This is a genomic window from Acetobacterium carbinolicum, from assembly GCF_047456275.1.
GTDB classification, from domain to species: domain Bacteria; phylum Bacillota; class Clostridia; order Eubacteriales; family Eubacteriaceae; genus Acetobacterium; species Acetobacterium carbinolicum.
This window is the reverse complement of the sequence record NZ_CP173357.1, coordinates 2,280,519-2,307,315: the sequence shown is the minus strand read 5'-3', so window position 1 is coordinate 2,307,315 and position 26,797 is coordinate 2,280,519. Positions and strand designations below refer to the sequence as shown.

At 39.2% G+C, this 26,797-nt stretch carries 30 protein-coding genes; 29 read left to right on the top strand and 1 reads right to left on the bottom strand.

Annotated elements, in window-relative coordinates:
- Positions 1–49: 49 nt before the first annotated feature.
- The 12 genes from ftsY to ACIZ62_RS10650 all read left to right on the top strand — a co-directional run bounded on the left by ftsY (position 50) and on the right by ACIZ62_RS10650 (position 7,788).
- Positions 50–952 carry a signal recognition particle-docking protein FtsY gene (ftsY, locus tag ACIZ62_RS10705; protein WP_111886657.1) on the top strand — a complete coding sequence of 301 codons (903 nt, stop codon included), beginning with the start codon at positions 50–52 and terminating at the stop codon, positions 950–952.
- Positions 953–1,078: 126 nt separating this feature from the next.
- Entirely contained in the window at positions 1,079–1,435 is a 357-nt protein-coding gene (gene ylxM / locus ACIZ62_RS10700) for a YlxM family DNA-binding protein (protein ID WP_111886658.1), read from the top strand.
- A gap of 9 nt (positions 1,436–1,444) precedes the next feature.
- Complete coding sequence (gene ffh, locus ACIZ62_RS10695) at positions 1,445–2,782, top strand: signal recognition particle protein (protein ID WP_111886659.1); 1,338 nt, start codon at positions 1,445–1,447, stop codon at positions 2,780–2,782.
- A 61-nt stretch (positions 2,783–2,843) separates the two neighbouring features.
- The gene (rpsP, locus tag ACIZ62_RS10690; RefSeq protein ID WP_026394772.1) at positions 2,844–3,089 is read left to right on the top strand and encodes a 30S ribosomal protein S16; all 246 of its coding nucleotides are present in this window, start codon (positions 2,844–2,846) and stop codon (positions 3,087–3,089) included.
- Positions 3,090–3,105: 16 nt separating this feature from the next.
- Positions 3,106–3,336 carry a KH domain-containing protein gene (locus tag ACIZ62_RS10685; RefSeq protein WP_111886660.1) on the top strand — a complete coding sequence of 77 codons (231 nt, stop codon included), beginning with the start codon at positions 3,106–3,108 and terminating at the stop codon, positions 3,334–3,336.
- Between the two features lie 69 nt (positions 3,337–3,405).
- Positions 3,406–3,921: a ribosome maturation factor RimM gene (rimM, locus tag ACIZ62_RS10680; RefSeq protein ID WP_111886661.1), complete on the top strand. Its 516-nt coding sequence runs from the start codon at positions 3,406–3,408 to the stop codon at positions 3,919–3,921.
- Positions 3,918–4,610, top strand: a complete 693-nt coding sequence (trmD, locus tag ACIZ62_RS10675) for a tRNA (guanosine(37)-N1)-methyltransferase TrmD (protein WP_111886662.1) — start codon at positions 3,918–3,920, stop codon at positions 4,608–4,610. Before rimM ends, trmD begins: the two co-directional genes overlap by 4 nt.
- A gap of 112 nt (positions 4,611–4,722) precedes the next feature.
- A complete protein-coding gene (gene rplS / locus ACIZ62_RS10670) occupies positions 4,723–5,067 on the top strand; it encodes a 50S ribosomal protein L19 (protein ID WP_111886663.1) in 345 nt (114 codons plus the stop codon).
- A gap of 76 nt (positions 5,068–5,143) precedes the next feature.
- Positions 5,144–5,671 carry a signal peptidase I gene (gene lepB, locus ACIZ62_RS10665; RefSeq protein ID WP_111886664.1) on the top strand — a complete coding sequence of 176 codons (528 nt, stop codon included), beginning with the start codon at positions 5,144–5,146 and terminating at the stop codon, positions 5,669–5,671.
- Between the two features lie 2 nt (positions 5,672–5,673).
- Entirely contained in the window at positions 5,674–6,522 is an 849-nt protein-coding gene (gene ylqF / locus ACIZ62_RS10660) for a ribosome biogenesis GTPase YlqF (protein ID WP_111886665.1), read from the top strand.
- Positions 6,523–6,646: 124 nt separating this feature from the next.
- Positions 6,647–7,423 carry a ribonuclease HII gene (locus ACIZ62_RS10655; protein WP_111886666.1) on the top strand — a complete coding sequence of 259 codons (777 nt, stop codon included), beginning with the start codon at positions 6,647–6,649 and terminating at the stop codon, positions 7,421–7,423.
- Positions 7,423–7,788, top strand: coding sequence for a YraN family protein (locus tag ACIZ62_RS10650; protein ID WP_111886667.1), 366 nt, complete (start codon positions 7,423–7,425; stop codon positions 7,786–7,788). The genes ACIZ62_RS10655 and ACIZ62_RS10650 overlap by 1 nt, the downstream gene beginning before the upstream one ends.
- 91 nt (positions 7,789–7,879) lie before the next feature.
- Here ACIZ62_RS10650 and ACIZ62_RS10645 read toward each other — a convergent pair whose 3' ends face one another.
- A complete protein-coding gene (locus ACIZ62_RS10645; protein WP_111886668.1) occupies positions 7,880–8,200 on the bottom strand; it encodes a nucleoside triphosphate pyrophosphohydrolase in 321 nt (106 codons plus the stop codon).
- Positions 8,201–8,620: 420 nt separating this feature from the next.
- Here ACIZ62_RS10645 and ACIZ62_RS10640 point away from each other — a divergent pair, with 420 nt between their 5' ends.
- From ACIZ62_RS10640 to ACIZ62_RS10560, 17 genes are all read left to right on the top strand, one after another.
- Positions 8,621–9,868 carry a glycosyl hydrolase family 28-related protein gene (locus ACIZ62_RS10640; protein ID WP_111886669.1) on the top strand — a complete coding sequence of 416 codons (1,248 nt, stop codon included), beginning with the start codon at positions 8,621–8,623 and terminating at the stop codon, positions 9,866–9,868.
- 105 nt (positions 9,869–9,973) lie between these two features.
- Positions 9,974–11,080, top strand: coding sequence for a DegT/DnrJ/EryC1/StrS family aminotransferase (locus ACIZ62_RS10635; protein WP_111886670.1), 1,107 nt, complete (start codon positions 9,974–9,976; stop codon positions 11,078–11,080).
- Between the two features lie 6 nt (positions 11,081–11,086).
- Entirely contained in the window at positions 11,087–11,704 is a 618-nt protein-coding gene (locus tag ACIZ62_RS10630; RefSeq protein WP_111886671.1) for a sugar transferase, read from the top strand.
- A 49-nt stretch (positions 11,705–11,753) separates the two neighbouring features.
- Positions 11,754–12,374: an acetyltransferase gene (locus tag ACIZ62_RS10625; RefSeq protein ID WP_111886672.1), complete on the top strand. Its 621-nt coding sequence runs from the start codon at positions 11,754–11,756 to the stop codon at positions 12,372–12,374.
- Positions 12,374–13,627, top strand: coding sequence for a glycosyltransferase family 4 protein (locus tag ACIZ62_RS10620; RefSeq protein WP_111886673.1), 1,254 nt, complete (start codon positions 12,374–12,376; stop codon positions 13,625–13,627). The genes ACIZ62_RS10625 and ACIZ62_RS10620 overlap by 1 nt, the downstream gene beginning before the upstream one ends.
- 13 nt (positions 13,628–13,640) lie before the next feature.
- Entirely contained in the window at positions 13,641–14,945 is a 1,305-nt protein-coding gene (locus ACIZ62_RS10615) for a nucleotide sugar dehydrogenase (protein WP_111886674.1), read from the top strand.
- A gap of 12 nt (positions 14,946–14,957) precedes the next feature.
- On the top strand, positions 14,958–16,040 hold the full coding sequence (locus ACIZ62_RS10610; protein ID WP_414150150.1) for a Gfo/Idh/MocA family protein: 1,083 nt from the start codon (positions 14,958–14,960) through the stop codon (positions 16,038–16,040).
- Positions 16,037–16,597: an N-acetyltransferase gene (locus ACIZ62_RS10605; protein WP_111886676.1), complete on the top strand. Its 561-nt coding sequence runs from the start codon at positions 16,037–16,039 to the stop codon at positions 16,595–16,597. The genes ACIZ62_RS10610 and ACIZ62_RS10605 overlap by 4 nt, the downstream gene beginning before the upstream one ends.
- A 29-nt stretch (positions 16,598–16,626) precedes the next feature.
- Entirely contained in the window at positions 16,627–17,748 is a 1,122-nt protein-coding gene (locus tag ACIZ62_RS10600) for a DegT/DnrJ/EryC1/StrS family aminotransferase (protein WP_414150149.1), read from the top strand.
- Between the two features lie 12 nt (positions 17,749–17,760).
- Positions 17,761–18,891 carry a glycosyltransferase family 4 protein gene (locus ACIZ62_RS10595; protein ID WP_111886678.1) on the top strand — a complete coding sequence of 377 codons (1,131 nt, stop codon included), beginning with the start codon at positions 17,761–17,763 and terminating at the stop codon, positions 18,889–18,891.
- Positions 18,888–20,075: a glycosyltransferase family 4 protein gene (locus ACIZ62_RS10590; RefSeq protein WP_414150148.1), complete on the top strand. Its 1,188-nt coding sequence runs from the start codon at positions 18,888–18,890 to the stop codon at positions 20,073–20,075. Before ACIZ62_RS10595 ends, ACIZ62_RS10590 begins: the two co-directional genes overlap by 4 nt.
- Positions 20,076–20,487: 412 nt before the next feature.
- Positions 20,488–21,387, top strand: coding sequence for an O-antigen ligase family protein (locus ACIZ62_RS10585; RefSeq protein ID WP_162624373.1), 900 nt, complete (start codon positions 20,488–20,490; stop codon positions 21,385–21,387).
- Positions 21,377–22,093 carry a hypothetical protein gene (locus tag ACIZ62_RS10580; RefSeq protein WP_162624374.1) on the top strand — a complete coding sequence of 239 codons (717 nt, stop codon included), beginning with the start codon at positions 21,377–21,379 and terminating at the stop codon, positions 22,091–22,093. Before ACIZ62_RS10585 ends, ACIZ62_RS10580 begins: the two co-directional genes overlap by 11 nt.
- 63 nt (positions 22,094–22,156) lie before the next feature.
- A complete protein-coding gene (locus ACIZ62_RS10575; protein ID WP_111886682.1) occupies positions 22,157–23,122 on the top strand; it encodes a glycosyltransferase in 966 nt (321 codons plus the stop codon).
- A gap of 61 nt (positions 23,123–23,183) precedes the next feature.
- Positions 23,184–24,053: a leucyl/phenylalanyl-tRNA--protein transferase gene (gene aat, locus ACIZ62_RS10570; protein WP_414150147.1), complete on the top strand. Its 870-nt coding sequence runs from the start codon at positions 23,184–23,186 to the stop codon at positions 24,051–24,053.
- A gap of 1 nt (position 24,054) precedes the next feature.
- The gene (locus ACIZ62_RS10565; RefSeq protein WP_414150146.1) at positions 24,055–25,155 is read left to right on the top strand and encodes a DegT/DnrJ/EryC1/StrS family aminotransferase; all 1,101 of its coding nucleotides are present in this window, start codon (positions 24,055–24,057) and stop codon (positions 25,153–25,155) included.
- A 142-nt stretch (positions 25,156–25,297) separates the two neighbouring features.
- Positions 25,298–26,791, top strand: coding sequence for a lipopolysaccharide biosynthesis protein (locus tag ACIZ62_RS10560; protein ID WP_111886685.1), 1,494 nt, complete (start codon positions 25,298–25,300; stop codon positions 26,789–26,791).
- Positions 26,792–26,797: the final 6 nt, after the last annotated feature.

Sequence of the window (26,797 nt, the reverse complement as noted above, 5' to 3'; positions counted from 1 at the left end):
TAAACTCACTTAGGCAAGGCTCTAAGGGGTTAAAACGAAGGAGGCAACGATGGAATTAAGTTTATATGAACGGATGCGTAACAAGCTGGTTAAAACGGCTGACAATTTCAAGGAAAAAATAGAAAATGTCATGTATATGGGGAGCTTTGATGATGATTTCTTTGACGAGCTGGAGGAAACTCTGATTCTCTCGGATTTAGGGGCTCAAACCTCAGTGAAAATCACGGCGGCGCTGCGGGCAAAGATTAAAGAAACCCGGTCTAAAAGCAAGGAAGAAGTGATGGGCTTTCTAAAAGAAATCCTGGTCGATATGGTTTTGGTGGAAGTAAAAAAGCCGCAGCTACCCACGATTATGCTGGTTGTTGGCGTCAACGGGGCCGGAAAAACCACCTCGATTGCCAAACTCTCTGAGCGCTATAAAAAAGAAGGCAAAAAAGTTGTCATTGCAGCAGCGGATACCTTTCGGGCGGCGGCGGTGGAACAACTCGATGAATGGGCCAGACGGGTTGGCGTGGATATTATCAAAAGTACTACCGGTGCCGATCCGAGCTCGGTGGTTTTTGATGCCATTGGTGCAGCCAAGGCCCGTAAAGCCGATATTCTGATTTGTGATACGGCGGGACGTCTGCATAATAAGGTTAATCTGATGAAAGAACTTGAAAAGATCAGTCGGGTGATTAACCGGGAAGGTGAAGGGTTCACGGTTCATAATTTATTGGTGTTAGATGCTACTACTGGGCAAAATGCGATTAACCAGGCAAAGGTGTTTCATGAGTGTGTCGAAATTAAGGGAATTGTGCTGACTAAGCTCGACGGAACCGCCAAAGGCGGTATCGCAATCTCGATTATCGATGAAATGCAGATTCCCATTGAATACGTTGGTATTGGCGAAAAATCAGAAGATCTCATCGATTTTGATCCAAAGAAATTTGTTGATTTGCTCTTTGAATAAAGGTTTATAAAGATTTTAACGAAATGTCCCAAAGAGCGCGAATAAAAGCTTGACTTTTTTACTGTCAGGACTTACAATAATTAAGTCGTCAAGTAAAATTCCTTTACGACGATATCGAAGGTGCATATGGAAAAAAAAGTAGGGGAACAATATTTATTTGATTTTTATGGCGAACTGCTAACCGCTAAGCAGAAGCAGATTTTAGAGTATTACTATGATGATGACTATAGCCTGGCTGAAATTGCTGAGGTAATGGCAGTTACCCGTCAGGGTATTTTTGATGTGATTAAACGCTCTAAAGCCATGATGGAAGCCTATGAAGAAAAACTGGGACTCATCGCCAAGTTTTTAAAATCTCAAATTATTCTGGAAGAAATTGAGAAAGTTCTATTGGACTGTGTTGATCGTGAAAAAGACGAGCAGCTACAATCTGAATTGATGCTGGTGGTTGAAAAACTGAAAAAAGTCAGTGAAGAAAACTAGAGGTGACAGATGATCTTTGAAGGATTAAATGAAAAATTTCAAAATATATTTTCCCAACTTAAGCGCAAAGGAAAATTAAACGAAAAAGACATCCAGGAAGTCAATCGGGAAATAAAAATGGCTCTTTTAGAAGCCGATGTCAATTTCAAAGTCGTTAAACAGTTTACCAAAAATATCGGTGAGCGCGCCATCGGCCAAGAGGTACTTAGCAGCCTGACTCCGGGACAGCAGTTTATCAAGATTGTAAAAGATGAAATGACAACCCTTCTGGGCGGTGAAATTGAGCGCATGGACTTTATCCAGGGACGCCAGAATGTTTATATGATGGTGGGTCTCCAGGGTGCTGGTAAAACAACCACAGCAGCTAAGCTTGCCAACCTGTTGCGCAAAGAGAAAAAATTCAAACCCTTGCTGGTTGCTTGTGACGTCTATCGTCCAGCAGCGATTAAGCAGCTTGAAATTCTCGGGGATGAATTAAAAATTGACGTTTACTCTGAACATGATATAAAAGACCCGGTCGGCATTGCCAAACGGGGACTTAAAAAAGCAGTTGAAGGCCATTATGATCTGGTGGTTATGGATACGGCCGGTCGATTACAAATCGATGAAGCGCTAATGGATGAATTGGTTAATATTAAAGAAGTCATTAATCCTACCGAAATTTTATTAACGGTCGATGGGATGACCGGACAGGAATCGGTCAATGTAGCTAATGAGTTTAATCGCCTGCTTGATATTTCAGGGGTAATCCTGACCAAGTTGGATGGCGATACCCGTGGCGGGGCGGCCTTATCGATTACCTATACGATTGGCAAGGCGATCAAATATATCGGCACCGGTGAAAAACTGACCGATATTGAACTTTTTTATCCGGACCGGATGGCATCGCGGATTTTGGGAATGGGGGATGTACTATCCTTTATTGATAAAGCCCAAAGTATGATGGATGATGAAAAAGCCAAAGAACTGGAAGAAAAGTTCAGAAATCAGGATTTTGATCTGAATGACTTTTTGGATCAGATCAGGCAGATCGAAAGCATGGGCTCGATTAGCAGCTTGCTGGAAATGATGCCGGGAGCCAGTAAGAAAGCCATGAAAAATGTCGATTTATCGGGGGCGGATACAAAAAAAACCGAGGCCATCATCTTATCGATGACCAAGGAAGAACGCCATAAACCCGGGATCATCAATGCCAGCCGACGAAGACGAATCGCGTTGGGAAGCGGTACTATGGTAGCGGATGTTAACCGGTTATTAAAGGGTTTTGAACAGTCCAAAAAGATGATGAAGCAAATGTCAAATCCGAACATGGCCAAAAAAGGACGGATGAAGCTTCCGTTTATGTAAAATCAGTGTTATCAAGGACATTATGTCATTAGATAAAGAAGTTAAGAAAGGGGGAACGAACATGGCAGTAAAAATCAGATTAAAAAGAATGGGTAAGAAGAAGAAACCTTTTTATAGAATCGTTGTTGCTGATGCACGGGCACCACGTGATGGTAAGTTCATCGAAGAAATTGGATACTACAACCCTTGTGTTGACCCTGCACTCGTAAAAGTAGATGCAGACAAAGCCAAGACATGGTTGGCCAATGGCGCAAAACCAACGGACACCGTTAAGTATTTATTAAAAAGAGAAAACGTAATCGAGTAGTACCAGGAGGTAAATGATGAAAGAACTTGTGGAAATTATTGCCAAAGCTCTTGTTGAACACCCCGATGCGGTATCTGTCTCAGAAGTTGAAGGCGAACAATCCATTGTTTTGGAATTGAAAGTCGCTGACGATGATATGGGCAAGGTCATTGGAAAACAGGGGCGTATCGCAAAAGCAATTCGTACCGTCATAAAAGCCGCTGCCACGAAAGAAGACAAACGTGTCATGTTGGAAATCATCCAATAAAGGCATTGGGCTGTGTATACAGCTCTTTTTTTTCGTGTCTTTTTCAGGGCAAAAAAACAGGAGATAACAATGGAAAATAATAATCGTTTAATCATCGTTGGCCGTATTCTTGGTGTTCATGGCATCAAGGGTGAATTAAAAGTATTACCTTTAACCGATGATCCGGGCCGTTTTTATGACCTGGATGGGGTCACCCTGATCCATGGCAAAAGTGAAGTGGACTATAAGATTACCAATTGCCGCCTTCATAAAAACAACGTGTTGTTGTTTCTCGAAGGTATCACCAACCGTAATGATGCCGAAGCATTGACGGGTTGGGAAGTCGGTATCCCAAAAGAACTGGCAGTTACATTGGAAGAAGATGAGTTTTTTATCGAAGAATTATTGGGCTTACCGGTTTATAATGACGGCCAACTGTTAGGAAAAATTACCGATGTGATGCAAGCCGGAGGGGTGGATGTTTATATTATCACCGCAGGCAAGAAAGTCTATTGTGTTCCCGCGAGAAAACTCTATTTCAATGAAATCAATGTCAAAACTGGACGAATTGATGCCAGTATCCCACAGGAAATATTGGATCTATGAAATTTTATTTTTTAACCTTATTTCCGGAAATCTTTGAAACGTATTTTCAAACCGGAATGATCGGTCGCGGCGTCAAGGCGGGTTTGATTGACTATGCTGTGATCAATATCCGCGACTTCTCCGGTAATAAGCATCATAAGGTTGATGATACCCCCTATGGAGGTGGTGCTGGTATGGTGATGGCAGCTCCGCCGATTGTTGCAGCCTTAAAAAGTATTCCCGATTTTCGTACTTATCCAGTCGTTTATTTAACGCCGGGGGGCAAACCGTTTAAACAAAAAGATGGGATGACACTTTCTAAATATCCGGGAATTGTTTTTATCTGTGGCCATTATGAAGGCATTGATCAGCGCGTTATCGATGCTTACGTGGATCTGGAATTTTCGGTGGGGGACTATGTCTTAACGGGTGGAGAATTACCGGCTCTGACCCTGGCTGATGCGATGGCCCGCCATATTCCCGGTTTTTTGGGCAATGGTGATAGTTTGGCGGAAGAATCTTTTGAAAGTCATTTGCTCGAATATCCCCATTATACCAAGCCGCGGGATTTTGAAGGTCAGGAAGTACCGGAAGTGCTACTTTCAGGCAATCATGCCGAGATCAAAAAGTGGCGTTTAAGCCAGGCAGAGACACGCACCCGGCTAATCCGACCAGATTTATTTGAACACTATCAAAATATAAATAAATAAAACTTGCATAAAGAGTTAGCAAAGTGTATAATATGTCAGTATGTTATCAAGGGAGACGGTCCTCTGTACATGATGCATGAACGTCGGAAATCGAATATTAAGGAGAAAAAAAATGGACATTATTAAAAAGATTCAATTAGAAAATATGAAGGCAGAGCCACCTAAGTTTAGCGTTGGTGACACGGTCAAAGTTCATGTTAAAGTTATTGAAGGTAAACGTGAAAGAATTCAGATTTTTGAAGGCATTGTGCTTAAAAAACAAAATGGTGGTGTGGGTGAAACATTCACAGTACGTAAACTTTCTTCGGGTGTTGGGGTTGAACGAACCTTTCTGGTCCACTCACCAAAGATCGAAAAAGTTGAAGTGGTTCGACATGGTAAAGTCCGTCGAGCTAAACTTAACTATCTTCGTGATCGCGTCGGTAAAGCAGCAAAAGTCAAAGAAAAAAGAGTATAATTCAGAGGCTGGCAAGCCTCTTTTTTGATTAACTTGGTTGTTTAAAATAACGAGTTGTTAGCAAGGAAGTGAAGAAATGAAAGAAGATCAGGACTCTAAGGGTAATTTGGAACTTAAAGAATGGATACAATCCGCAGTGATTGCCATTGTTCTTGCTTTTATCATAAAAATGTTTCTATTTGACTTTGTCATGGTCCAGGGAAGTTCGATGTTTCCCACCCTGGTAGGGGGTGATCGCCTGATTGTCAATAAAATCGGCTATACCATCGGTGAGCCAGATTATGGCGAGATTGTGATCCTCAGTTATAGTGATAGCGTTGAGTATGTCAAACGGGTAATAGGAAAGGGCGGAGATACCATTGAGATAAAAGATATGGTTGTTTATCGGAACGGTGAGCCCTTATCTGAAGCGTATATCAACACTGAAGCGTACGAAGATTTTTCAGAAGTCACCGTTCCAGTTGGTACTTATTTTGTGATGGGGGATAACCGCGCAAATAGTTCGGACAGTCGTTATCCGAGTCTGGGTTTTGTCGAAAGAGATGCCATTGACGGCAAAGTGATCTTTAGAATTTGGCCCCTTTCGGAAATTGGACTGGTATAAAAATGTCAGAAGAGAAAATTGAATACATACAATGGTATCCGGGTCATATGGCGAAGGCCAATCGAGAAATAAAAGAAAAACTCAAGCTCATCAATGTGGTGATCGAAGTGGTCGATGCCAGACTGCCGTTATCGAGCAAGAATCCCGAGATTAACCAGTATACCTGGAATAAGCAACACATCTTGTTGCTAAATAAGTCGGATTTAGCGGATCCGGAAGTCAGTCTTTTATGGATGGACTGGTTTAAAAAAAATACTGACATTCAGAAGGTTGTACTGTTTGATGCCTTCGATCGGCGGATGAAAACCGACCTGGTCAGAACCATTCATGAACTTAATATCAAAGAGAAAGCGCAGGTAAAATGCCTGGTTTGCGGAATTCCCAACGTCGGGAAATCGACGGTTATTAACAGCCTCATTGGAAAAAAGAAAACCCAGATTGGCAATAAGCCGGGCGTTACAAAGGGGCAGCAATGGCTTAGTACTCCGGATCACCTGATGCTTTTGGATACCCCGGGGATATTATGGCCAAAATTCGATGATCCACTAGTGGGGCTGCATTTAGCCTGGTTAGGTTCCATCAAAGATACGATTTATGAAAAAGAAAATATTGCGGCTGATTTGCTCAAATACTTGTTGGTATATTATCCTGATGAACTGGAAGCGATTTATAAAATCGAGATTGAAGGAAAAAATCTTCCCGAGGTTTTCGATGCTATTGCTAAGAGTCGGGGACTGCTGATTAAAGGTGGCGAGTACGATTATGCGCGTACCAGTGTGCTGATACTCAATGATTTTAAAAATGGTCGGATTGGACGTATCACTCTGGAACGACCAAATAATAACTTTTAAAAAAAGTACGCGATAGCTTATTTAAAACAATCACTTTCTGTTTGTCAGGAAGATGGTTGTTTTTTTTATTTTAATTCTGTAGTATAATATCCAAAGATACGTAAAAAAACAAAAAGAGGTAAGTATGAATTCATTTCAAAACATGACCATTACGTCACTTAAAGACTATATTTCAACACTGGATATAAAAGCGTACCAGGACCTGATTCCCGATCTAAAGCGCGATACACGTCAAGCAGTTCAAAAAATCGCAAAATCTTTGGAAAAAAAGGTTGACGCTAGAATGATCGAAATAGAACGGATTAAAAGGATGAAATCGATTGAGACAAGCTATTACAACAATGGGATAAAAAAAATTGGTGGTATTGATGAGGTTGGACGGGGTCCGTTAGCGGGACCAGTGGTAACCTGTGTCATTGTTTTAAAGCCGGATTCCAATCGTTTGTATGTTAATGATTCAAAAAAGGTTTCAAAAAAAATGCGGGAAAGTTTATGCGAGCAGCTGCTTGAAGACGCGTTGGATTATGCCATCGGCCAGGTCGATAATGATGGGATTGACAGTCTCAACATTCTAAATGCCACTAAAAAAGCCATGACTGATTCGTTAAGTACATTATCCACAAAACCGGATCTGCTACTTATTGATGCCCTCCAAATTGACTCCAAAATTTCCCAAAAATCGATTATCCACGGCGATGCCACCAGTTATACCATCGCCGCGGCGAGCATTGTTGCCAAGGTCTACCGGGATAATCTGATGCAGATTTATCACGAGGAGTATCCCGAATATGGTTTCGATCACAATATGGGTTATGGTACCGCCGAACATATAAAAGCCCTTTATAAGCATGGACCAACGCCCATTCACCGTCGAAGCTTCATAAAAAATATCGGTTTGTAATGAAGACACACAATCTCAAAAAAGGAAAGGCCGGGGAAGCACTGGCGGTAACATTTTTAGAAAATATCAATCATCGGATTTGTCAAATGAATTATAAAAAACCGTCTGGTGAAATTGATCTTATTACCCAGGATGGTGATACCCTGGTTTTTGTCGAAGTGAAGTATCGAAAGAATCTGGATTACGGATATCCCCGGGAAGCGGTGAATCGGGCTAAACAAAAACGCATTGCGAAAACGGCGCTTTGGTATTTAAAGGAGAAACAGCTAGATGACGTAAGCGTTCGCTTTGATGTCATTGAAATATATTACGGCTTAGATGGCGAGCAAGTGATTAATCACTTTGAAAACGCATTTTCATTTTAATGCAATGGATTTAGTGTGAGAGGAATTCAATTAATCTGAAAGAACAGGACTAAGATCAGATTTATTTGACCTCAGTCCTGTTTTTTAAATACTATTGGCCGTCATCCACTGAGATCAGAAACACCTTTTCAGAATAGGTACCCTTAGTCTCTTTATTCTGAATTTTTAAATAGTCAATATGAAGTGGCTCATATTCAAAGGTCTCCACAATTGTATCCAGCAATTCGTAGATATCCGAAAGTTCATCTTCCGAGGGTCGCTTCAAAAATATCTGAGCTTTTTCAAGAAGCTTTTCTTTTAATGCATCTCGAACTTCTGATTCACCTAAGATTTTGTACTCACAGGTACGTCCACTGTCTTTAATGATTTTTGGAATCTTATCCCGAACAATTTTATTATACTCAACTTTCATAATCTATCACCTCAAGCATATTATACCCAATCAGTCTATTTAAAAACAAGAGGGATAAGATATTTTTAAGAAAACCTCCGCTGATTCCAATTTGCTTTATGATATAATAAATCATCCAGGAGTTAAAAAGGGGGGGCGCAATTTAAGGTGGAAGAGCAGCATGTGGCGCTGTGAATCTCTGCGTTATTTGAGGAATCTTGGGTATATATCTTAAGTAACTTGAAGAAGCGCACGATTAATAATTAAAAAGATTGACCATTTACTAAAATGAAACTAATACTTGTAATTTTGTTAAAGAAATACTATTATAATTAGAATAGTTCTATTTTAAGCAGTGATTTACAGGTTTGGTTTTGGCCAGGACGACCAGATCTTTAAAGATGGATAGTTATTTAGTTTAATATCGGAAGGAAGATTTTTATGAGTAAGTTAACGATATCAGTGGTAATACTGGCAGTCATCAGCCTTGGTGTTTTTGCGTTTAACTACATAAGTCCCGAAATTTTGAACACCTCTGAAAAGCTATCATCAAATCCAGATCAAATAAAAGAAGTCTTGGTGCCGCTTGATAAAGAAATAAATGCAAAAGATTATGGGGCAAAAGGAGATGGTTTAACGGATGACACAACGGCCTTGCAAAATGCAATTGATGATGCAAGCAAAGAAAAGGCACTGTTGGTGATACCAGAATCGAGTGAATCATATCTGATAACAAAACAGCTTGTCATGAAGGAAAACACGCATATAAGCGGCTATGGTGCAACATTATTTATGGCTCCGGAAGAAGACACAATCAGAAATATGCTATGGTCAAGTCCCGACGACATGGTTTCAAATATTTCAATTGAAGGCCTGACTTTGAAATCTGAAAATAAGATTATAGGTATCGATTATTATGAAAATAGTATGGTTAGCAATGTTCAAGGCATGTATTTTCAAGGCGTAGACACGATGAAAATAAGTGATGTTTTTATGGAGGATGTCTATGTTGGTTTGAAAATATCTCAGGCCGGTAAGTTGAGAAATAAAGATATAAAAATAAGCAATTTAAGGATCGATAACTCCGGGATGCCGATACAGATCTCCGGCACGAATGGCTTTAGTATGGTTGATAGTGTGCTAAATTCAAATGATGGCGGTACCAAGTGGCTGCATTCTGCTTATCTGAGAGGAGACAACAGCAATTTTTATTTCCAGAATGTTGAGTTTAATAATGCCTCTGGTGGCGGTATCGCAATAGCAGGGAATCCTCAGTATCGTCATCCACCAGAAAATATGGTATTTAAAGACTGTCGTATCAAGGATAGTGTAGTAGGCGTTCATATTAATAGTGGTGCTACAAACATTACAATATCTGGTTTGATTATAAAAGGTAGTAGCTTGGGCTTTAAAATAAACGATGCATCCGAATTAAACATTGATGGCGTGAACATCAGTGGATCAAAACAGCAAGAGAATGACCATGGCGGATTCAGTATTGAAAATGTTAATCAATCGACAATTTCAAGTGTTACAATTGACGCCAGCGATATGACAGGGTCATTATGTCAATTAATTGGAGATATTGAGGATTTAAAATTGTCATCTTTTAAATCAAGTGAGGTAAAAAATATTCCATTATACAGCGTTGAGAGTGCGGCAAAAATAAAGAACCTGATTATTGAGTGATTTAATAAAGACTAGAATAAGCAAATTCGTTTAGTGGCATCTTAAGATTTGTTCAGCGATGAGTTAAGATGACATCAATCAACACTGTTTAGGAGGCAGACCGCAATGGGAGAGAAAATATATCTGGCATCGCCGCATATGAGTGATGAAGGATTTGAAATGGCGTATATTAAAGAAGCGTTTAGTACCAATTGGATTGCACCGCTTGGACCAAATGTTAATGAATTTGAAAAAGAGTTTGCATCAAAAGTGGGGGTGAGATACGCCGCGGCATTAAATACCGGGACTGCGGCTATTCACCTGGCCTTGAGAGCGGTTGGTGTAGGGGAAGGTGATATTGTCTTTTGTCCGACGCTCACATTTTCGGCAACTGTAAATCCCATTATTTATGAAAAAGCGATTCCTGTATTTATTGACAGTGACGAGGAAACCTGGAATATGTGCCCACTGGCATTAGAAGAAGCTTTCCAGAAATATCCCAATGTGAAAGCTGTGATTGTCGTTCATCTTTATGGTTTATCGGCTGATATGGATAGAATCATGGCAATTTGTAATCGTCATGGCGTTGCGGTGATCGAAGATGCAGCTGAATCTCTGGGAAGCTTATACAAAGGCAGACAGACGGGCACCTTTGGTGAGTATGGTGTATTTAGTTTTAATGGGAATAAGATTATAACCACTTCTGGCGGTGGAATGCTTGTTTCCAACAATAAAGAGAAGATACAAAAGGTAAGATTCTGGTCGACGCAGTCAAGAGATTCAGCGAGACATTATCAGCACAGTGAATTAGGCTTTAACTATCGCATGAGCAATATTTCAGCTGGGATTGGCAGAGGTCAACTAAAAGTATTGGATCTGAGAGTTGCAAAGAAAAAAAAGATCTTTGAGTTTTACAAAAGAGAATTAGGTGAATTGCCAGGAATTCAATTTATGCCTGTCAATCTCTGGAATGAACCTAATTATTGGCTAAGTTGTATAACCCTGGATAGTAAAATAAAACCGCTGGAGATAATGGATGCTCTGGAAGAAGAGAATATTGAATCCCGGCCGATCTGGAAACCCATGCATCAACAACCTTATTTTAGTTGGTGTGATTATATTGGCACAACCGTGTCCGAAAGACTCTTTGAATCAGGGGTTTGTTTGCCTTCTGATACCAAGATGACAGATACAGATCAGGAACGCATCTGCAAAATTATTAAAGGATTGTGATAATAAATGCTTTACAAAAGATTTATAAAAAGACCAATGGATTTTTGTTTATCTTTGGCGGCGATCATTGTACTATCTCCACTATATGTTGTTTTAGTGTTGACAATCAAAAAAAAATTGGGCAGTCCGGTATTATTTAAACAAAAAAGACCTGGTCTAAATGAAAAAATCTTTACACTGTATAAATTTAGAACTATGACTGATCAACGAGATGAAAAAGGCGCGTTATTGCCTGATGATAAGCGGTTGACCAGGTTTGGCAATTTTTTAAGGTCGACCAGTCTGGATGAGTTACCGGAACTGGTCAATGTGTTAAAAGGAGATATGTCTGTCATTGGTCCACGACCTTTGCTGGTCCAATACTTGCCACTTTATAATGAGCAACAAAAAAGACGACACGAGGTCAGACCTGGCTTATCAGGTTTAGCTCAGATCAATGGTCGTAATGCGATTAGTTGGGAAGAAAAATTTAATTTGGACGTTGCGTATGTTGATACGATCAGTTTTATTGGTGACTGGAAAATTATTTTTCTCACGATGAAAAAAGTTTTCAAAAGAGAAGGAATAAACGCAAATGATTCGACAACGATGGAGTTGTTTCAAGGAACAAAACTTACAGACTAAGAATTGTCTTTGAAATTTCATCATACTAACCAGAGGGAGACATGGCATTATGAAAGAGAAATTAATGATCATCGGGGCAAGTGGCCATGGAAAGGTAGTTGTCGATATTGCGATCAAAATGAATATTTGGAAGCACATCTTTTTTTTGGATGATGATGTATCGATTACGACTTGCATGGGATATCGTGTTGTGGGAAAAACAGTCGATGCCGTTAACTATATCGATGAAGCTGATATTTTTGTCGCGGTTGGAAACAACGCGATAAGAGAGAATATTCACAAAACGTTGGGATCAGCAGGGGCAAAGCTACCGGTTTTAATTCATCCAGCGGCGATTATTGGATCGGAAGTTGAGATTGGGGTTGGCTCTGTTATTATGGCCGGGGTTGTAATCAATAGTGCAACAAGAATCGGACGAGGCTGTATTATCAATACGGCGGCGACGGTAGATCATGATAACCGAATAGCAGACTATGTTCATGTATCGCCTGGGGCGCATTTGGCAGGGATGGTTGAAATTGGTGAAAAAAGCTGGATTGGCATTGGCAGTGTTGTCAGTAATAATTTGACCGTTACAGCAAACTGTAAAATTGGTGCTGGGGCGGTTGTAGTAAAAGATATAACCGAATCTGGAACCTACGTGGGCGTACCGGCAAGGAGTATTCGTTGATGAAAAAGACTGTTTGGATTTGGAACCATTATGCCACAAGTATGTATAAGGATCGTGCCGGGAGGCATTACTCTTTTGCACAAAATCTAAGGAAAAGAGGCTACAATCCTGTTATTTTCTGTGCCTCAACCAATCATTTTTCGAATGAAAATATTGAGATTGAAAAGAATAATTATCGGGTGGATGTAATCGATGAGATCCCTTTTGTGATTATAAAAACACCTGATTATGTTGGAAATGCAAGAAAAAGGCTCTATAACATGATGCGTTTTTATAAAAATCTCTTCCCGGTTGCAAAAGAATATGCCAAAAAAAATAAAAAACCGGATGTCATTCTGGCGTCAAGTGTTCATCCTCTCACCCTGATTGCGGGCATAAAAATCGCAAAGAAGTTTAAAGTCCCCTGTATTTGCGAAGTGCGGGATTTATGGCCAGAAAGTATTGTGGCCTATAGCGGTTTAAAAAGAACCAGCCTGATTGCAAAAGTGCTTTATCGCGGCGAAAAATGGATCTATGAAAAGGCAGACAAACTTATCTTTACCATGGAAGGTGGGACTGATTACATCATTGAACGCGGGTGGAGTAAACAAAATGGTGGCTCTATTGATCTTAAAAAAGTATATCACATCAATAATGGCGTTGATTTAGCTGCTTTTAAAAGAAATCAGACAATTTATAAATTGGAAGACCGGGATTTAGACAATGAGCAAACCTTTAAAGTCATCTATACCGGGTCAATTCGCCTTGTGAATAACATAAAAACCATTGTTGATGCAGCTCGAGTTGTCAAAAATGAAACGGTCAATCAGATTATATTCCTTATTTATGGTGATGGCAGTGATAAAAAAAACCTGGAAGATTTTTGTAAAAAAAATAACATTGACAATGTTGTGTTTAAAGGTTATGTCAGCAAAAATAAAATACCCTATGTCTTAAGTAAATCAAATCTTAATATCATTCACTTTGAAGACAATCAAATAAAAAAGTACGGGGCCAGTCTCAATAAAATGTTTGAATATTTTGCCAGTGGAAAACCTACGGTTTCTGACTGTGAGTTTGGTTATGATCTTATAAAAAAGTACCATTGCGGAGTGGTGGTTGATCAGGCCGATCCGAAACAATTAGCCAAAACGATTATCCACTTTAGCAATATGCCGGGAAGCGAGTATCAGCAATACTGTGAAAATGCCTTAAAGGCTGCGAAGGACTATGATTATCAGCGGTTAACGGAAAAACTTATCGAATTAATTTAAAGGGAGTTATAAAATGACGATCAAAGAGAAATTAATTTCTAAAACAGCAATCTTAGGTGTAGTCGGTCTTGGTTATGTGGGGCTGCCACTGGCAGTGGAAAAAGCCAAAGCTGGTTTTAAAACCATTGGTTTTGACGTCCAAAAAGAAAAAGTTGACATGGTTAATGCTGGTAATAATTATATTGGGGATGTGGTGAATGAAGATCTGGAAGAAATTGTGACGTCAGGCCTGCTTTCGGCTACAACGGATTTTTCAAAGGTAGCAGCAGCCGATTGCGTATGCATTTGCGTGCCAACACCCCTTGATGAACACCAGCAGCCGGATATTAGCTATGTTAAATCCTCGGCGGAGAGCATTGTTCCATACATGCATAAAGAAATGCTGATTGTTCTGGAATCGACCACCTATCCTGGGACAACAGAAGAACTGCTTAAACCAATTTTTGAATCGTCCGGATTAAAATGCGGAGAGGATTTCTTTCTGGCTTTTTCACCTGAACGGGTTGATCCCGGAAATCTGATCTACAAAACAAAAAACACACCTAAGGTGACCGGAGGCATCACCCCCCAGTGTACCGAAGTTGCCGCTGCTATGTATGAGAGTATTTTGCAGGCTCCCATTTATCGGGTTTCCTCACCAGCCGTAGCAGAAATGGAAAAGATTCTTGAAAATACCTATCGTAATATTAATATTGGGTTAGTAAATGAGCTGGCCATGTTGTGCCATAAAATGGGGATCAGCATCTGGGAGGTAATTGATGCCGCCAAATCAAAACCCTATGGATTTCAGGCTTTTTATCCCGGCCCGGGGGTTGGTGGGCACTGTATTCCATTAGATCCTTACTATCTTTCCTGGAAAGCCCGGGAGTACGGATTTCATACATCAATGATTGAATCGTCGATGATGGTAAATGACCGGATGCCCGAGTATTGTGCTGAGCGCGCCAGTAAGATTTTGAATTGGCATAAAAAAACATTAAAAGGCGCCAAAATCCTGTTTCTTGGTGTCGCATACAAACAGGATATTGGTGATTATAGAGAAAGTCCGGCAATTAAATTAATGGATGAAATCGAAAACGAAGGGGCAGAGGTATGTTACTATGATTCATTTGTACCTGAATTTCAGGAACATGGAAAAGTACGAAAAGGTGAGGAACAACTAACCATCGAACTGATTGAATCGGCTGATCTGGTCATCGTTACAACTGCTCATACGAATATTGATTATGATATGATTCAAAAACATGCAAAAGTAATTTTTGATACAAAAAATGCCATGAAAAATAGTGTGGATCGAGAAAATATTGAACTGCTTTAAGGAGGTATCATCTTGGGTTTAAAATATGCGATAATCGGATGCGGAAAGATTTCAGCCAATCATATTGCTGCTGCTAGGGCTAATGATCTTGACATAGTCGCTTTATGTGACGTCTACCCGGATAGTATGAACACACTAATGGAAAAATTTGAACTGTCGGACACAATCCATCAGTATACCGATCATCAAGCGTTAATACTAAATGAAAAACTTGATCTGGTTGCAATCTGCACCGAAAATGGCAAGCATGGTTCGATCGCATTGGATTTTATTGATGCTGGTTGCAATTTAATTATTGAAAAACCAATTGCCCTGTCGCTTGAAGAAGCCGATGAGATCATTAAGCAAGCCAAAGAAAAAAGAATAAAGGTCAGCGCTTGTCATCAGAACCGTTTCAATCAGTCAGTTATTAAAATTAGAGAAGCCTTGGACCAAAAACGTTTTGGAAAACTATTTTACGGAACTGCGCATATTCGATGGAACCGGGGAAGCGACTACTATGCTGGTTCGAAATGGCGGGGGACCTGGGAACACGATGGCGGTGCCCTGATGAATCAATGTATTCACAATATTGATCTGCTGAGGTGGATGATGGGAGATGATATCATCGAAGTCGTGGGGATGACTGATAATCTCAACCATCCCTATATTGAAGCGGAAGACTTTGGAATTGCCTTAATCCGCTTTGCAAATGGCAGTTATGGTATTATTGAAGGAACGACGACTATTTATCCCAAAAATTTGGAAGAGACACTTTACCTGTTTGGCGAAAAGGGAACGGTCAAAGCAGCCGGTCAATCGGTCAATATTATTGAAGAATGGCAATTTTCTGATGCCCTGAATGACTCCGGGGAGGTTAAAAAACGGTTTAGTAAAAACCCGCCTAGTGTCTACGGTTATGGCCATACGCCCTATTATGCCGATGTGATTGACGCGATAAAAAATGACCGGGAACCATCCATCACGGCAGAAGACGGTCGCAGAGCAGTGGAGCTTGTTTTAGCAATCTACAAATCTGCCGCAGAAGGACAGCGGATAAAGTTGCCATTAGAAAAATGCAGTACCTCAGACTTTAAAGGGAGATTTGAAAAATGAGTTATTTTGTCCATGAGAGCAGTTATATCGATAAAGATGTTAAAATTGGAGATGGAACAAAGGTCTGGCATTTTTGCCATATCCAAGAAGGAGCGCATATTGGCACAAATTGTTCACTGGGACAAAATGTTAATATTGGCAGTCGTGTAATAATTGGCAATGGGGTAAAAATTCAAAACAATGTTTCAGTATATGAAGGGGTTGAACTGGAAGACTATGCTTTTTGTGGACCATCGATGGTTTTTACTAATGACCTGACCCCGAGAAGTAAATATCCAAAAGGTCCAGGTGGCTTTAAAAAGACTTTGGTGAGCTATGGCGCATCAATCGGTGCGAATGCAACCATCGTTTGTGGCAACACCATCGGTCGTTGGGCAATGATTGCTTCTGGTGCAGTGGTAACCAAAGATGTCAAAGACTATGCTCTGATGGCGGGGATACCGGCAAAACAAATCGGCTGGGTTTGCGAATGCGGAACACCATTAAAAGAAGGACTATCCTGTGAAATTTGTGAAAGAACATATAGGCTTGAGAATAATCAATTAATTGAGAAATAAGAAAATATTGCGAATGGAGAGTGATTTCAATGGAGTTCAGAGATTTAAAAATGCCGTATCAAAAATACAAACATGAAATTGACGGAGCCATTCAAAAAGTTTTGATGAAGGCTGACTTTATCAGTGGAGCAGAAATTCATGTTTTAGAAGAACGACTGGCGAAGTACGTTGGTGTCAAACATTGTATTTCCTGTGCCAATGGTACTGAAGCGATGACATTGGTGTTAATGGCCTGGGGGATAGAAAAAGATGATGCGATCTTTGTACCTGATTTTACTTTCTTTTCAACTGGCGAAGTTGTTTCTTTAAGAGGGGCAACACCGATATTTGTTGACATTGATCCCAATACATTTAATATTGATACCAGCAAATTGGAAAAAGCCATCAAAAGCGTGATTGAAGCAGGTAAACAAAAACCAAAAGCGATCATTCCGGTGGATCTATTTGGTTTGCCTGCCGATCATCATGAAATTGCAAGGATTGCCCAAAAATATGATTTGCTGGTTTTAGAAGATGCCGCCCAAGGTTTTGGGGGAAATATTAACGGACAGAAGGCCGGTAGTTTTGGTGATGCTGCCACAACATCATTTTTTCCGGCCAAACCACTCGGCTGTTATGGAGATGGCGGTGCAATTTTTACAAATAGTGATCAATTAGCCAACCTGCTCAATTCGTATAAGGTTCATGGTAAGGGAACAAATAAATATGATAATGTCAGGATTGGACTCAATTCCCGGTTGGACACAATTCAGGCAGCTGTTTTAAATGTTAAATTAACAGCATTTATTGAACATGAGCTTGCGGATATCAACCAGATTTATAAACGATATCATGAAAGATTAGAAGGCATTGTCGGCGTCCCGATAATACCGGAGGGTTATTACTCCAGCTTCGCTCAGTATACCATCAAACTTGAAAATAAAATAAAAAGAGACACCTTAAAAACCAGATTAAGTGAGCATAAGATACCGAGTATGATTTATTATTCGAAACCCATGCACAAACAAGAAGCTTTTCGCTCCCGGGAATATGATGAATCCAACTATCTGGTCGCTAATGCGCTTTGTGATACGGTGTTATCGTTGCCGATGCACCCCTATCTTGTAGAGGAAGAAATCGATCAAGTTTGCAAGATAATTCTGAATGTCTAGAGGATCGCAAAGATGAAAGTTTTACATGTGAATTCCTATTATGCGCAAGGGTCTTTTTATAAGCATTTATATGATGAACAGATAAAAATGGGAATGGCAATCGATGTCTATGTACCGACACCGATTCCGGTAACCCGCGATCTGGGAAACTATACCACGATCAGGATTAACCATAAACGGTATGATCGTTATTTGTTCCATTTAAAACATACAAAAATCTATCGAGATATAAAAAAAACATACCAACTTGATGATTATTCGGTAGTTCACGCCCATTCACTATTTTCCAATGGATATATAGCCATGCGGATAAAAAAAGACGTTGGCATTCCCTATCTCGTTGCCGTGAGAGATACCGATGTAAACGTATTTTTTAAACGCCTGGTCTGGCTGAGAAAATTGGGGATTAATATTTTGAAAGAGGCTTCAAAAATAATATTCTTATCGACAACCTATCGAGATGCAGTGATAAAAGAATATCTGCCCGATCATTTACATGAAGAAATGTTTGTCAAGTGTGCAGTTATTCCAAATGGTATCGATAAATATTGGCTGGATAATTTGGGTGCTCCCAAAATAAAGCAAGCCAGTGATAAACTAAACCTTCTATTTGTTGGGCTGATCAATAAAAGAAAAAATATTCCATCAACAATCAAAGCAATCAGGCGGTTGATACAGCAAGGCTATGATGTGACGTTTACGATTGTCGGAAAAGTCACCGACAAAGCAATTTATGATCAAATCGAAAAAGAAGAATTTATTCGATACATTTCTCATTGTTCTAAAGAAAAGTTGATTGAGATTTATCGAAACAATGATATATTTGTGATGCCTTCTATCACTGAAACTTTTGGTCTTGTCTATCCCGAAGCGATGAGTCAGGGATTGCCGGTGATTTATACAAAAGGACAAGGTTTTGATGGTCAATTTACAGATGGTGAGGTTGGATTTGCGGTAGATTGTTTCAATGCTGAAGAGATTGCCGATAAGATTATCCAAATAAAAAAGAACTACAATAATTTGTCACAAAATGCAATAAATAATGCCAGACGATTCTGCTGGTCAGACATTAATCAGGAATATAAAAAGATATATGAGGCAATTAAAAAAAAAGATTTTAAAGAAGGTGAGGGTAGGCCATGATGCAAAAAAAACAGATATGCTTTATTGTACCAAACTATCCTACACAAAATGATCCGGTATATACCTTTGTTAGAGAGCTTGTCGGCTCAATTGCTACGCAAGGCTATCGGTGTTCGGTAATCGCCCCGCAAAGCATAACAAGAAAGCTCCTGAAAAAAAAATCAGCCCGGCCACAATTTTGGCAAGATTACGTTAAAGATGGGGTGTGGGTGGATGTTTATCAGCCCAGAGTTCTGTCATTTTCAAATCTTAGAATTTTCGGAAAAAATATTTCGGCACATTTTGCCCAAAAGGCCGTGACGAGGGTTTTTTCAAAAATCATACCAAAGCCCGATATTCTATATGCTCATTTTTGGCATTCGGGTGTAACAGCTGGTCTGCTCAGCAAAAAATATGGCATTCCTTTCTTCGTTGCAACAGGTGAAAGTAAGATTTGGGTTGAAAGTCTCTATACCCGCAAGATGATTGATAAAGCTCTCATTGATATTGACGGTGTGATCTGTGTGTCGACAAAAAATATGAACGAAAGCGTTGAGTTGAAACTTGCTCCACTGGATAAGATGGTCGTGATTCCAAACGCCATTGATCCCCAAAAGTTCTATAAATTGGACCAAGGTGAAGTGAGAAAAAATCTGGGATTACCCAAAGACGATTTTATCGTATCTTTCATGGGTTCATTTGATCAACGTAAAGGAATCTTGCGACTATCAGATGCCTTAAAACTGGTAGATCAAGCAAAGGCAGTCTATATTGGATCGGGTGACCTCATCCCTAAAGGTGATGAAATTCTATTTATGGGAAAGCTTCCTCATGATCAGATTTGTAAGTATTTAAATAGTTCAGATGTCTTTGTTCTGCCAACCCTGGCAGAGGGATGCAGCAACGCGATTCTTGAAGCAATGGCCTGTGGGTTGCCGATTATCTCTTCTGACCTCAGCTTTAATGACGATATTCTAAATGACCAGTATGCCCTAAGAGTGGATAGTAGGGATATTATTGCTATCGCCAAAGCAATTAAATCGTTAAAAACTGATGTGAGTCGGCGAAAAAAAATGGCAGAAAACGCCTATGATCAGTCAAAAGAGTATCATATAAACAATCGGACTGATCGAATCTTACGATTCATTAACACTATGATTGATGACGAAAAAGAGGTTCATAATGATAATCAGGAAATCAACTAATTCCATCGTGATACTCGTATTATCACTAATATTTATTATTCTCGGCCTTTCGAATGATCTGTTTTTAGTAATTGGAATAATTATTGCGAGTTGCTATATCTTCATCAGTGGCGAGGATGGAATTTATGGTTTGTTTTTTATACTGCCATTTTCCCCAATAATGAAGTTTTCCCCGGGTGGGAACACATTCTTTAATATTCTCGTTGCCGTTTACATTCTGAGAATGATTTTTTTAAATGAAAAATCCAAACTGTCATTTTATCAAATCCTCTCGATTCTGGCGTTTATTATTTTTTCCCTATTCAATACTGGTGGCTCAAATTTAATCAAATTAGTAGATCTGATTATTTATTTTGTGTTGGCATATTTAGTTATGAACTCGAAGCAGAATATTAATGTCAGGAAATTGCTGATGTTTTTTGTAGCCGGCATCTTAATTGCATCAGTTTTAGGAACGTTTAGCGACTGGGTACCTGGCTTAAGTGGTTTTATGCGAGCGACCCGAATTAAATTAGATGATGGTGATATAGTGGGGCGGTTTTCAGGCATTCAGACAAATCCGAACTTCTATACGATGGATATAACCATCGCAATCGCCGCGCTTTTATATTTCATTGGTAGCAAAAAACATCGATGGTTTGACTATCTTCTGGTGATTGTTTTACTGGGTTTTGGTGTACTCTCTTTGAGTCTGTCTTTTATGCTTTCAATGGCCTTTGTTTTTCTACTCTATCTCATATACAAAATATTCCGGTTAACCAGACTATCCTTTGACATAAACGTTGTTTTGAGAGGGACCTTAGTTATCGTTTTAACAATAATTGTAATTTCTCAAATTAGCAATCTACCTTATATGGATATTTATTTCCAACGATTAGGGGCTGGTGGTTTTGTTGATCAAAGTCTATCGGATCTTACGACGGGTCGTTCCGATATCTGGTCAGATTATTTAAAGCTGTATCTAAGTGACTGGCGAATTTTCATTTTTGGAGTGGGTTACTCTGTTGAGGCTTACAATTTAAGACAAGCACATAATTATTTTCTTGAACTCCTGGTGCATCTGGGGATCGTCGGAACAATGATCTACTTAAATGTGCTAAACTCAATCTTTAAACCATTTTCAGTAAAAATCAAAGGACGAATGCTATGTCTTTTGCCTTTAGCGGCTCTGATTTTTCGAGGGTTTGGGATAAATCTATTTTTTAGAGATAATTTCATTTTTTATTTGATAATCTGCACTTTGATTATGGCTGATTATGATAGCCCTAAAGATTTAAGGCGGCCTGGAAATGGAGCGATTAATGAAAAATAGAGTAGTTTTTCTGGAGTTTAACGGCATTCCCGGTTCGGGAAAAACAACGCTTTCTGATCGGGTGATTGAGAATATGAAAGGTGTTAGTTATACGGTTGAGTCCTATCATCAGCTAATTGAAAAACCGACAAGGAATAATTTGAAACGTTTGGTAAGATATCTTTTTAGCATAAAACTTTCAAGCTTCAAGATCGGATATTTGGCATTGATGTACCTCATTACAAATAAAAAACTCAATCACGAAAACGGGTTAAGGGTAATTTCATTAATCGTACTTTTCGATTTTTATCAAAAAAAGAGTCTCGCTAATGATGAAGAAGTGATCTTAGTTGATCAGGGCATGGTGCAACAAATGGTCTCCATGCTTTTCGAGTCAGAACTGATCGCGGAAAAATATGTTAAAAAACTAATTCGATACACACAAAAAAAAGATATGGGCATCTTCATTGTCAATATTGATCTTGATATCAATGAGTCATTTGAGCGCTTAACAAGAAGAGAAGGAAATATTTCAAGAATACAGAAGCTAAAAAAAGATACCGCTATGCATACGCTGATAATGCAGCAGAACAATTTTAATAAAATCAGAAAAATAATCAGAGAACTTGACTTGGAAAGTATTACCGTTAATACCCAAGGATCGATAGAGACAAACGTATTGCTTCTTGAAAATTATATAAAGGGAATGAAACAGCCAGATGTTTAATGGAATTCGCGGCTCATTTAAGATGATTTAAAAGCGAAATTACTTAAGTAAGGGGGTTAGCTAGTGAAAAATGAAATATTGGTCAGTGTAAGTTGTATCACCTTTAATCATGAGAAATATATCGCCGAGGCTTTAGAAAGTTTTATCATGCAGAAAACAAGGTTTAATTATGAAATATTAATCCATGATGATGCATCGACTGACAGAACGGCGGATATTATTCGTGAGTATGAAAAAAAATATCCGGATTTAATAAAACCGATCTATCAAAAAGAAAATCAATACTCCAAAGATGTGGATGTGGATGATTTAAATACCGAAAGAGCAGAAGGAAAGTACATCGCCTTGTGTGAAGGTGATGATTATTGGACCGACCCACTTAAACTTCAGAGACAAGTTGATTATTTGGAGAGTCATCCTGATTGCACACTTTGTGTTCATGCGGCATATATTGTTAACGTGATGGGACGTAAAATAAAATCGGTTAGACCCAATGTGGGCAATAAAATATTTACGATTGAAGAAATAATTGAAGGTGGCGGTGGGTTGTTTGCGACAAATACGATAATGTATCCCCGCTGTTTGGATGCGGGCAAACCAGATTTTTATAAAAAAGCACCGGTAACGGATTATCCCCTGACTATTTATCTTGCCCTTAAAGGAAAAGTATATTACATCGATGCGTACATGGCTGCTTATCGGAAGGGCGTTAGCGGTTCCTGGACAACGACAGAACAGTCAAACCTTGAAAAGATAATTAAACACGTTGACAATACCGACATAATGTTGGACGATCTAAACGAACATACCAAATACCAATATAATGAGGCTATAAATAACAAAAAGAGTCTAAATCGGTTTAAAATTATGATCGCACAAGAAAGATATGAAGAATTAAAAGAGGAAAAATTTAAATCTGTTTTCAAGAAGTTAGGGAAGAAAGAAAAAACTAAAATATTAATTAAACAATACTTTCCACATACAGTTAAAATATATAAAAGTCTGAGAAAGAAGTATCGACTTAAGTGACTAAAAAACCTGATGATTGTGTCGTTTGGCAAAAGTTGTGAATGGAAGTGGAGGAGTGAAGGTGACGCTACAAAAATTTAAGTCGGGACTATTGAAACTCGACGATATTATCCTTAAGGGAAGACTTAAAGCTTTTTACAGTCATCGCATCAAATATCGAGGGAAAGCATACGTTTTAACGCAGGATTTATATTTCCCGCCCCATAATACGGCAAATAAAGACATCCGTATGGGACCAGAGGGTGAATTATTGGCAGTTGGGGGCGATTGGGAGCCGGAACGAATCATTTTTGCGTATAAAAATGGCGTATATCCAGTTGTATTTAAGGACCAGCCGATTCTTTGGTGGACGGCAGAGAATCACTGTGTCATGTATCCGAAAGACATTCATATCCCTAAAAATATGCGGGCGCTTATCCGCCAGAATAAATTTAGATTAACCATTGACAAAGCTTTTTACGATGTTGTTAGTGCTTGCTCAGAAACGCGACAAAAATATACCTGGCTAACTCATGAACAGGTAGAAGCTTTTCATAAACTTCATGCGTTGGGATTTGCACATTCGGTTGAGGTCTGGCAAGATGAAAAACTGGTCGGTGGATTATTCGGAATTTCATTTGGGTCTTATTTTCATGGGGAGTCAATGTTTGCACGGGTGAGTCATACTTCAAAACTGGCTTATATTGCATTGTCTGTTCGGTTAGCAGAAATGAACTTTGCCATTATGGATTGTGGTATCTGGCCAACGGAACATATGAAAAGCCTGGGCGCCGTTGTTATTTCGCGGGATGAGTTTCTTGAGATTTTGGATAGAAGCAAGGACGTTCCTGATGTAATAGAGGATTGGGATCATTTGTTAGACAACTGGGATTTAAAGCAAGCAGTACAAAATCATTTTGATGGTTTGACTTCACAGAGGGAAGGTGTATGACATGAAAGACCTAATTAACGTAACACGATCATCAATGCCAGAATTTGAGGAGTTCATGGAAGAAATAAAAGATCTATGGGAGACGCATTGGCTGACAAATATGGGCGAAAAGCACAAGAAATTCGCAAAGTGTTTAAGAGACTATTTAAATGTAAACATGGTAACACTGTTGGCAAATGGGCATCTTGCTCTTGAATGTGCAATTGCTGCCTTTGATTTACAAGGAGAGGTGATTACGACGCCTTTTACCTTTGCATCGACAACCCATGCAATCGTCAGAAATGGCTTGAAGCCAGTATTTTGTGATATTAATGAGGACGACTATAATATTGATGTGAAAAAGATCGAAGCTTTAATTACTGAAAAAACATGTGCAATTGTCCCCGTTCACTTATATGGAAATGTCTGTGATGTGGAAGCGATTGATAGCCTTGCTAAAAAATATAATTTAAAGGTAATCTATGACGCAGCACATGCTTTCGGGGTAACGCTAAATAATATCGGAATTGGAAATTTTGGTGATGCATCAATCTTTAGTTTTCACGCCACAAAGGTTTTTAACACCATCGAAGGTGGCGCCGTAACTTATAATAATGAGGAACTAAAGAAGATCCTGTATTTTCTTAAGAATTTTGGCATAACGGGACCCGAATCCGTGGAGTTTGTTGGCGGCAATGCTAAAATGAATGAATTTCAGGCCGCAATGGGGATTTGTAACCTTTTACATATCGACGAAGAAATCAGAAAACGTCAGCAAGTGGATAAACGCTATAAAGAGAATCTGGGAAATGTAAAAGGGCTTAAGCTAATCAAACCACAATCAGGTGTTAAGAGCAATTACGCATACTTCCCAATCGTGTTCGATGGAAAAGAAAATTTACGGGATTGTATTTTCGAGGCGCTGGAAAATAATCAAATTATTCCCCGGAAGTACTTTTATCCACTGATCACTGACTACGAATGCTATGCCAGCCAATTTGATTCGAGTCTGACGCCAGTCGCAAAAAAAACGGCTGAACGCGTTCTGACGCTACCGCTTTATGCGGATTTAGAGTTAAAGGATGTTGATCGAATTTGTGGGATTATTAAGAGCTTATTATGAACAAGGCCGTTTTAATGGATGAACAGTTTTAATGGATTGATAGGTTCTGAGTTCCCTTAAAATATCGATATTAAAACATAAATGGCATTAACAAGGAATAATTAAGCAGTCGATAAGCAAAAAGTGAAGGCAGGTATAAGCGATGAAGGAATCGAATAAAGATAAAGCATTTTTAGGCGTTTATTGGATGACAATTATGGGACTGACCAGTGTTGTTATTCGGTTGCTTATCACAATGACCTTATCCAGATTATTACGACCGGAAGCGTTTGGGCAGGTGGCAACAATCCAGATTATCATCAGTTTTGCGGAAATATTCTGGATGATGGGGGTAGGAAGTGCGATTGTCCAAAAAAAACAGTTAAATAACGATTATATTGCAACTGGCAATACCTTAAACCTGATCCTGGGTCTCATTATTTATGCGACTATTTTCATTTTTGCATCCTTTATTGCCGGGATTGTTGGATCAGATGACGTGATCATGCTGCGAGTACTTTCGATCGTGTTTGTCATTCACAGTATTTCAGGGGTGTCAGAAGCTTTACTTCAAAAAGAAATGCAATTTAAAGTGATTAGTATCATTAATACGGTTGCTGCTTTAACCAATGGAATCGTTGCGATAACACTTGCTTTTAATGGATTTGGCGCCTGGGCGTTGGTATTTGCACAGATTCTTAGCGTAATGATACAAACAATCCTGTCGCTAATCAATAAGCCCATCAAATTTCGTTTACGGATCGAAAAAGAATCGGCAAAAGAACTGCTTAATTTTGGCACCGGATTCGCTCTTTCAAAAGTTTTTAATAACATCGCAAATCAGGGTGACTATTTTGTTGTAAGTCAAACGCTTGGAAGTGCGGCTTTAGGGTTTTACAACCGGGCATACCAATTGTTATTAGTGCCCACAAATCTGATTGCAACGGTGATGGAACGGGTTTTGTTTCCGCTTTTGGCGAGGTATCAGGATGAACATGAAAAAATCAGGTATGTGGTATTGAATTTAACAGCCCTGATTGCCATTCTGGCTTTTCCAATTACGATTGTGTCGCTGACGATGGGAGCCGATTTAGTGCAAGTGGTTTTAGGGCCGAAATGGGAGCAGACCATAATGCCCTTTAAGATACTGATAATAAGTCTGTTTTTTAGAATGGCTTATAAAATTGGTGACGCATTGGTACGTTCTTTAGGTGCTATCTACAAACGGTTATGGGTACAGATTGCTTATGCAACCCTGATTATTGGAGGTGCATATATCGGTAAACAATGGGGAATAGCAGGTGTTGCTGTGACAACCACAATTGCGATTATTATCAACTATTTTATTATGACGTTGCTGATTGGACACTTAGTCGCATTAAAAATGCGGGAACTGTTAGGATATCTGGCCCCGATTATTCTTGTCAGCATACTAATCGGCGCAATCAGTTATATGATAAGTAGCCCAGTGGCAAATTTGCCATCTGCTCTGTTAAGGCTGATTGTCATGACTCTAGCAGTGGGCTTGATGTATCTTGTTGCGTTTAAGTTTTTTATACTTAAATACATGCCTGAAGATTTCAGAGATTTTATTAATATTGTAAAAGATCAGATGATTAGAAAGTTTGTAGCTAAAAATAACAGATCAAATAAATGAATCTGG

Excerpts from the sequence above, each read along its gene's own strand:
- ylqF (WP_111886665.1), top strand. The coding sequence starts at position 5,674 with ATGTCAGAAGAGAAAATTGAATACATACAATGGTATCCGGGTCATATG.
- ACIZ62_RS10565 (WP_414150146.1), top strand. The coding sequence starts at position 24,055 with ATGAAAGACCTAATTAACGTAACACGATCATCAATGCCAGAATTTGAG.
- ACIZ62_RS10605 (WP_111886676.1), top strand. The coding sequence starts at position 16,037 with ATGAGTTATTTTGTCCATGAGAGCAGTTATATCGATAAAGATGTTAAA.
- ACIZ62_RS10590 (WP_414150148.1), top strand. The coding sequence starts at position 18,888 with ATGATGCAAAAAAAACAGATATGCTTTATTGTACCAAACTATCCTACA.
- ffh (WP_111886659.1), top strand. The coding sequence starts at position 1,445 with ATGATCTTTGAAGGATTAAATGAAAAATTTCAAAATATATTTTCCCAA.
- ACIZ62_RS10595 (WP_111886678.1), top strand. The coding sequence starts at position 17,761 with ATGAAAGTTTTACATGTGAATTCCTATTATGCGCAAGGGTCTTTTTAT.
- ACIZ62_RS10685 (WP_111886660.1), top strand. The coding sequence starts at position 3,106 with ATGAAAGAACTTGTGGAAATTATTGCCAAAGCTCTTGTTGAACACCCC.
- ACIZ62_RS10645 (WP_111886668.1), bottom strand. The coding sequence starts at position 8,200 with ATGAAAGTTGAGTATAATAAAATTGTTCGGGATAAGATTCCAAAAATC.
- ACIZ62_RS10650 (WP_111886667.1), top strand. The coding sequence starts at position 7,423 with ATGAAGACACACAATCTCAAAAAAGGAAAGGCCGGGGAAGCACTGGCG.
- ACIZ62_RS10600 (WP_414150149.1), top strand. The coding sequence starts at position 16,627 with ATGGAGTTCAGAGATTTAAAAATGCCGTATCAAAAATACAAACATGAA.
- rplS (WP_111886663.1), top strand. The coding sequence starts at position 4,723 with ATGGACATTATTAAAAAGATTCAATTAGAAAATATGAAGGCAGAGCCA.
- trmD (WP_111886662.1), top strand. The coding sequence starts at position 3,918 with ATGAAATTTTATTTTTTAACCTTATTTCCGGAAATCTTTGAAACGTAT.
- ACIZ62_RS10630 (WP_111886671.1), top strand. The coding sequence starts at position 11,087 with ATGCTTTACAAAAGATTTATAAAAAGACCAATGGATTTTTGTTTATCT.
- ylxM (WP_111886658.1), top strand. The coding sequence starts at position 1,079 with ATGGAAAAAAAAGTAGGGGAACAATATTTATTTGATTTTTATGGCGAA.
- rimM (WP_111886661.1), top strand. The coding sequence starts at position 3,406 with ATGGAAAATAATAATCGTTTAATCATCGTTGGCCGTATTCTTGGTGTT.
- ACIZ62_RS10585 (WP_162624373.1), top strand. The coding sequence starts at position 20,488 with ATGTTTTTTGTAGCCGGCATCTTAATTGCATCAGTTTTAGGAACGTTT.
- ACIZ62_RS10635 (WP_111886670.1), top strand. The coding sequence starts at position 9,974 with ATGGGAGAGAAAATATATCTGGCATCGCCGCATATGAGTGATGAAGGA.
- ACIZ62_RS10620 (WP_111886673.1), top strand. The coding sequence starts at position 12,374 with ATGAAAAAGACTGTTTGGATTTGGAACCATTATGCCACAAGTATGTAT.
- rpsP (WP_026394772.1), top strand. The coding sequence starts at position 2,844 with ATGGCAGTAAAAATCAGATTAAAAAGAATGGGTAAGAAGAAGAAACCT.
- lepB (WP_111886664.1), top strand. The coding sequence starts at position 5,144 with ATGAAAGAAGATCAGGACTCTAAGGGTAATTTGGAACTTAAAGAATGG.
- ACIZ62_RS10655 (WP_111886666.1), top strand. The coding sequence starts at position 6,647 with ATGAATTCATTTCAAAACATGACCATTACGTCACTTAAAGACTATATT.
- ACIZ62_RS10640 (WP_111886669.1), top strand. The coding sequence starts at position 8,621 with ATGAGTAAGTTAACGATATCAGTGGTAATACTGGCAGTCATCAGCCTT.
- ACIZ62_RS10615 (WP_111886674.1), top strand. The coding sequence starts at position 13,641 with ATGACGATCAAAGAGAAATTAATTTCTAAAACAGCAATCTTAGGTGTA.
- ACIZ62_RS10580 (WP_162624374.1), top strand. The coding sequence starts at position 21,377 with ATGAAAAATAGAGTAGTTTTTCTGGAGTTTAACGGCATTCCCGGTTCG.
- ACIZ62_RS10625 (WP_111886672.1), top strand. The coding sequence starts at position 11,754 with ATGAAAGAGAAATTAATGATCATCGGGGCAAGTGGCCATGGAAAGGTA.
- ACIZ62_RS10560 (WP_111886685.1), top strand. The coding sequence starts at position 25,298 with ATGAAGGAATCGAATAAAGATAAAGCATTTTTAGGCGTTTATTGGATG.
- ftsY (WP_111886657.1), top strand. The coding sequence starts at position 50 with ATGGAATTAAGTTTATATGAACGGATGCGTAACAAGCTGGTTAAAACG.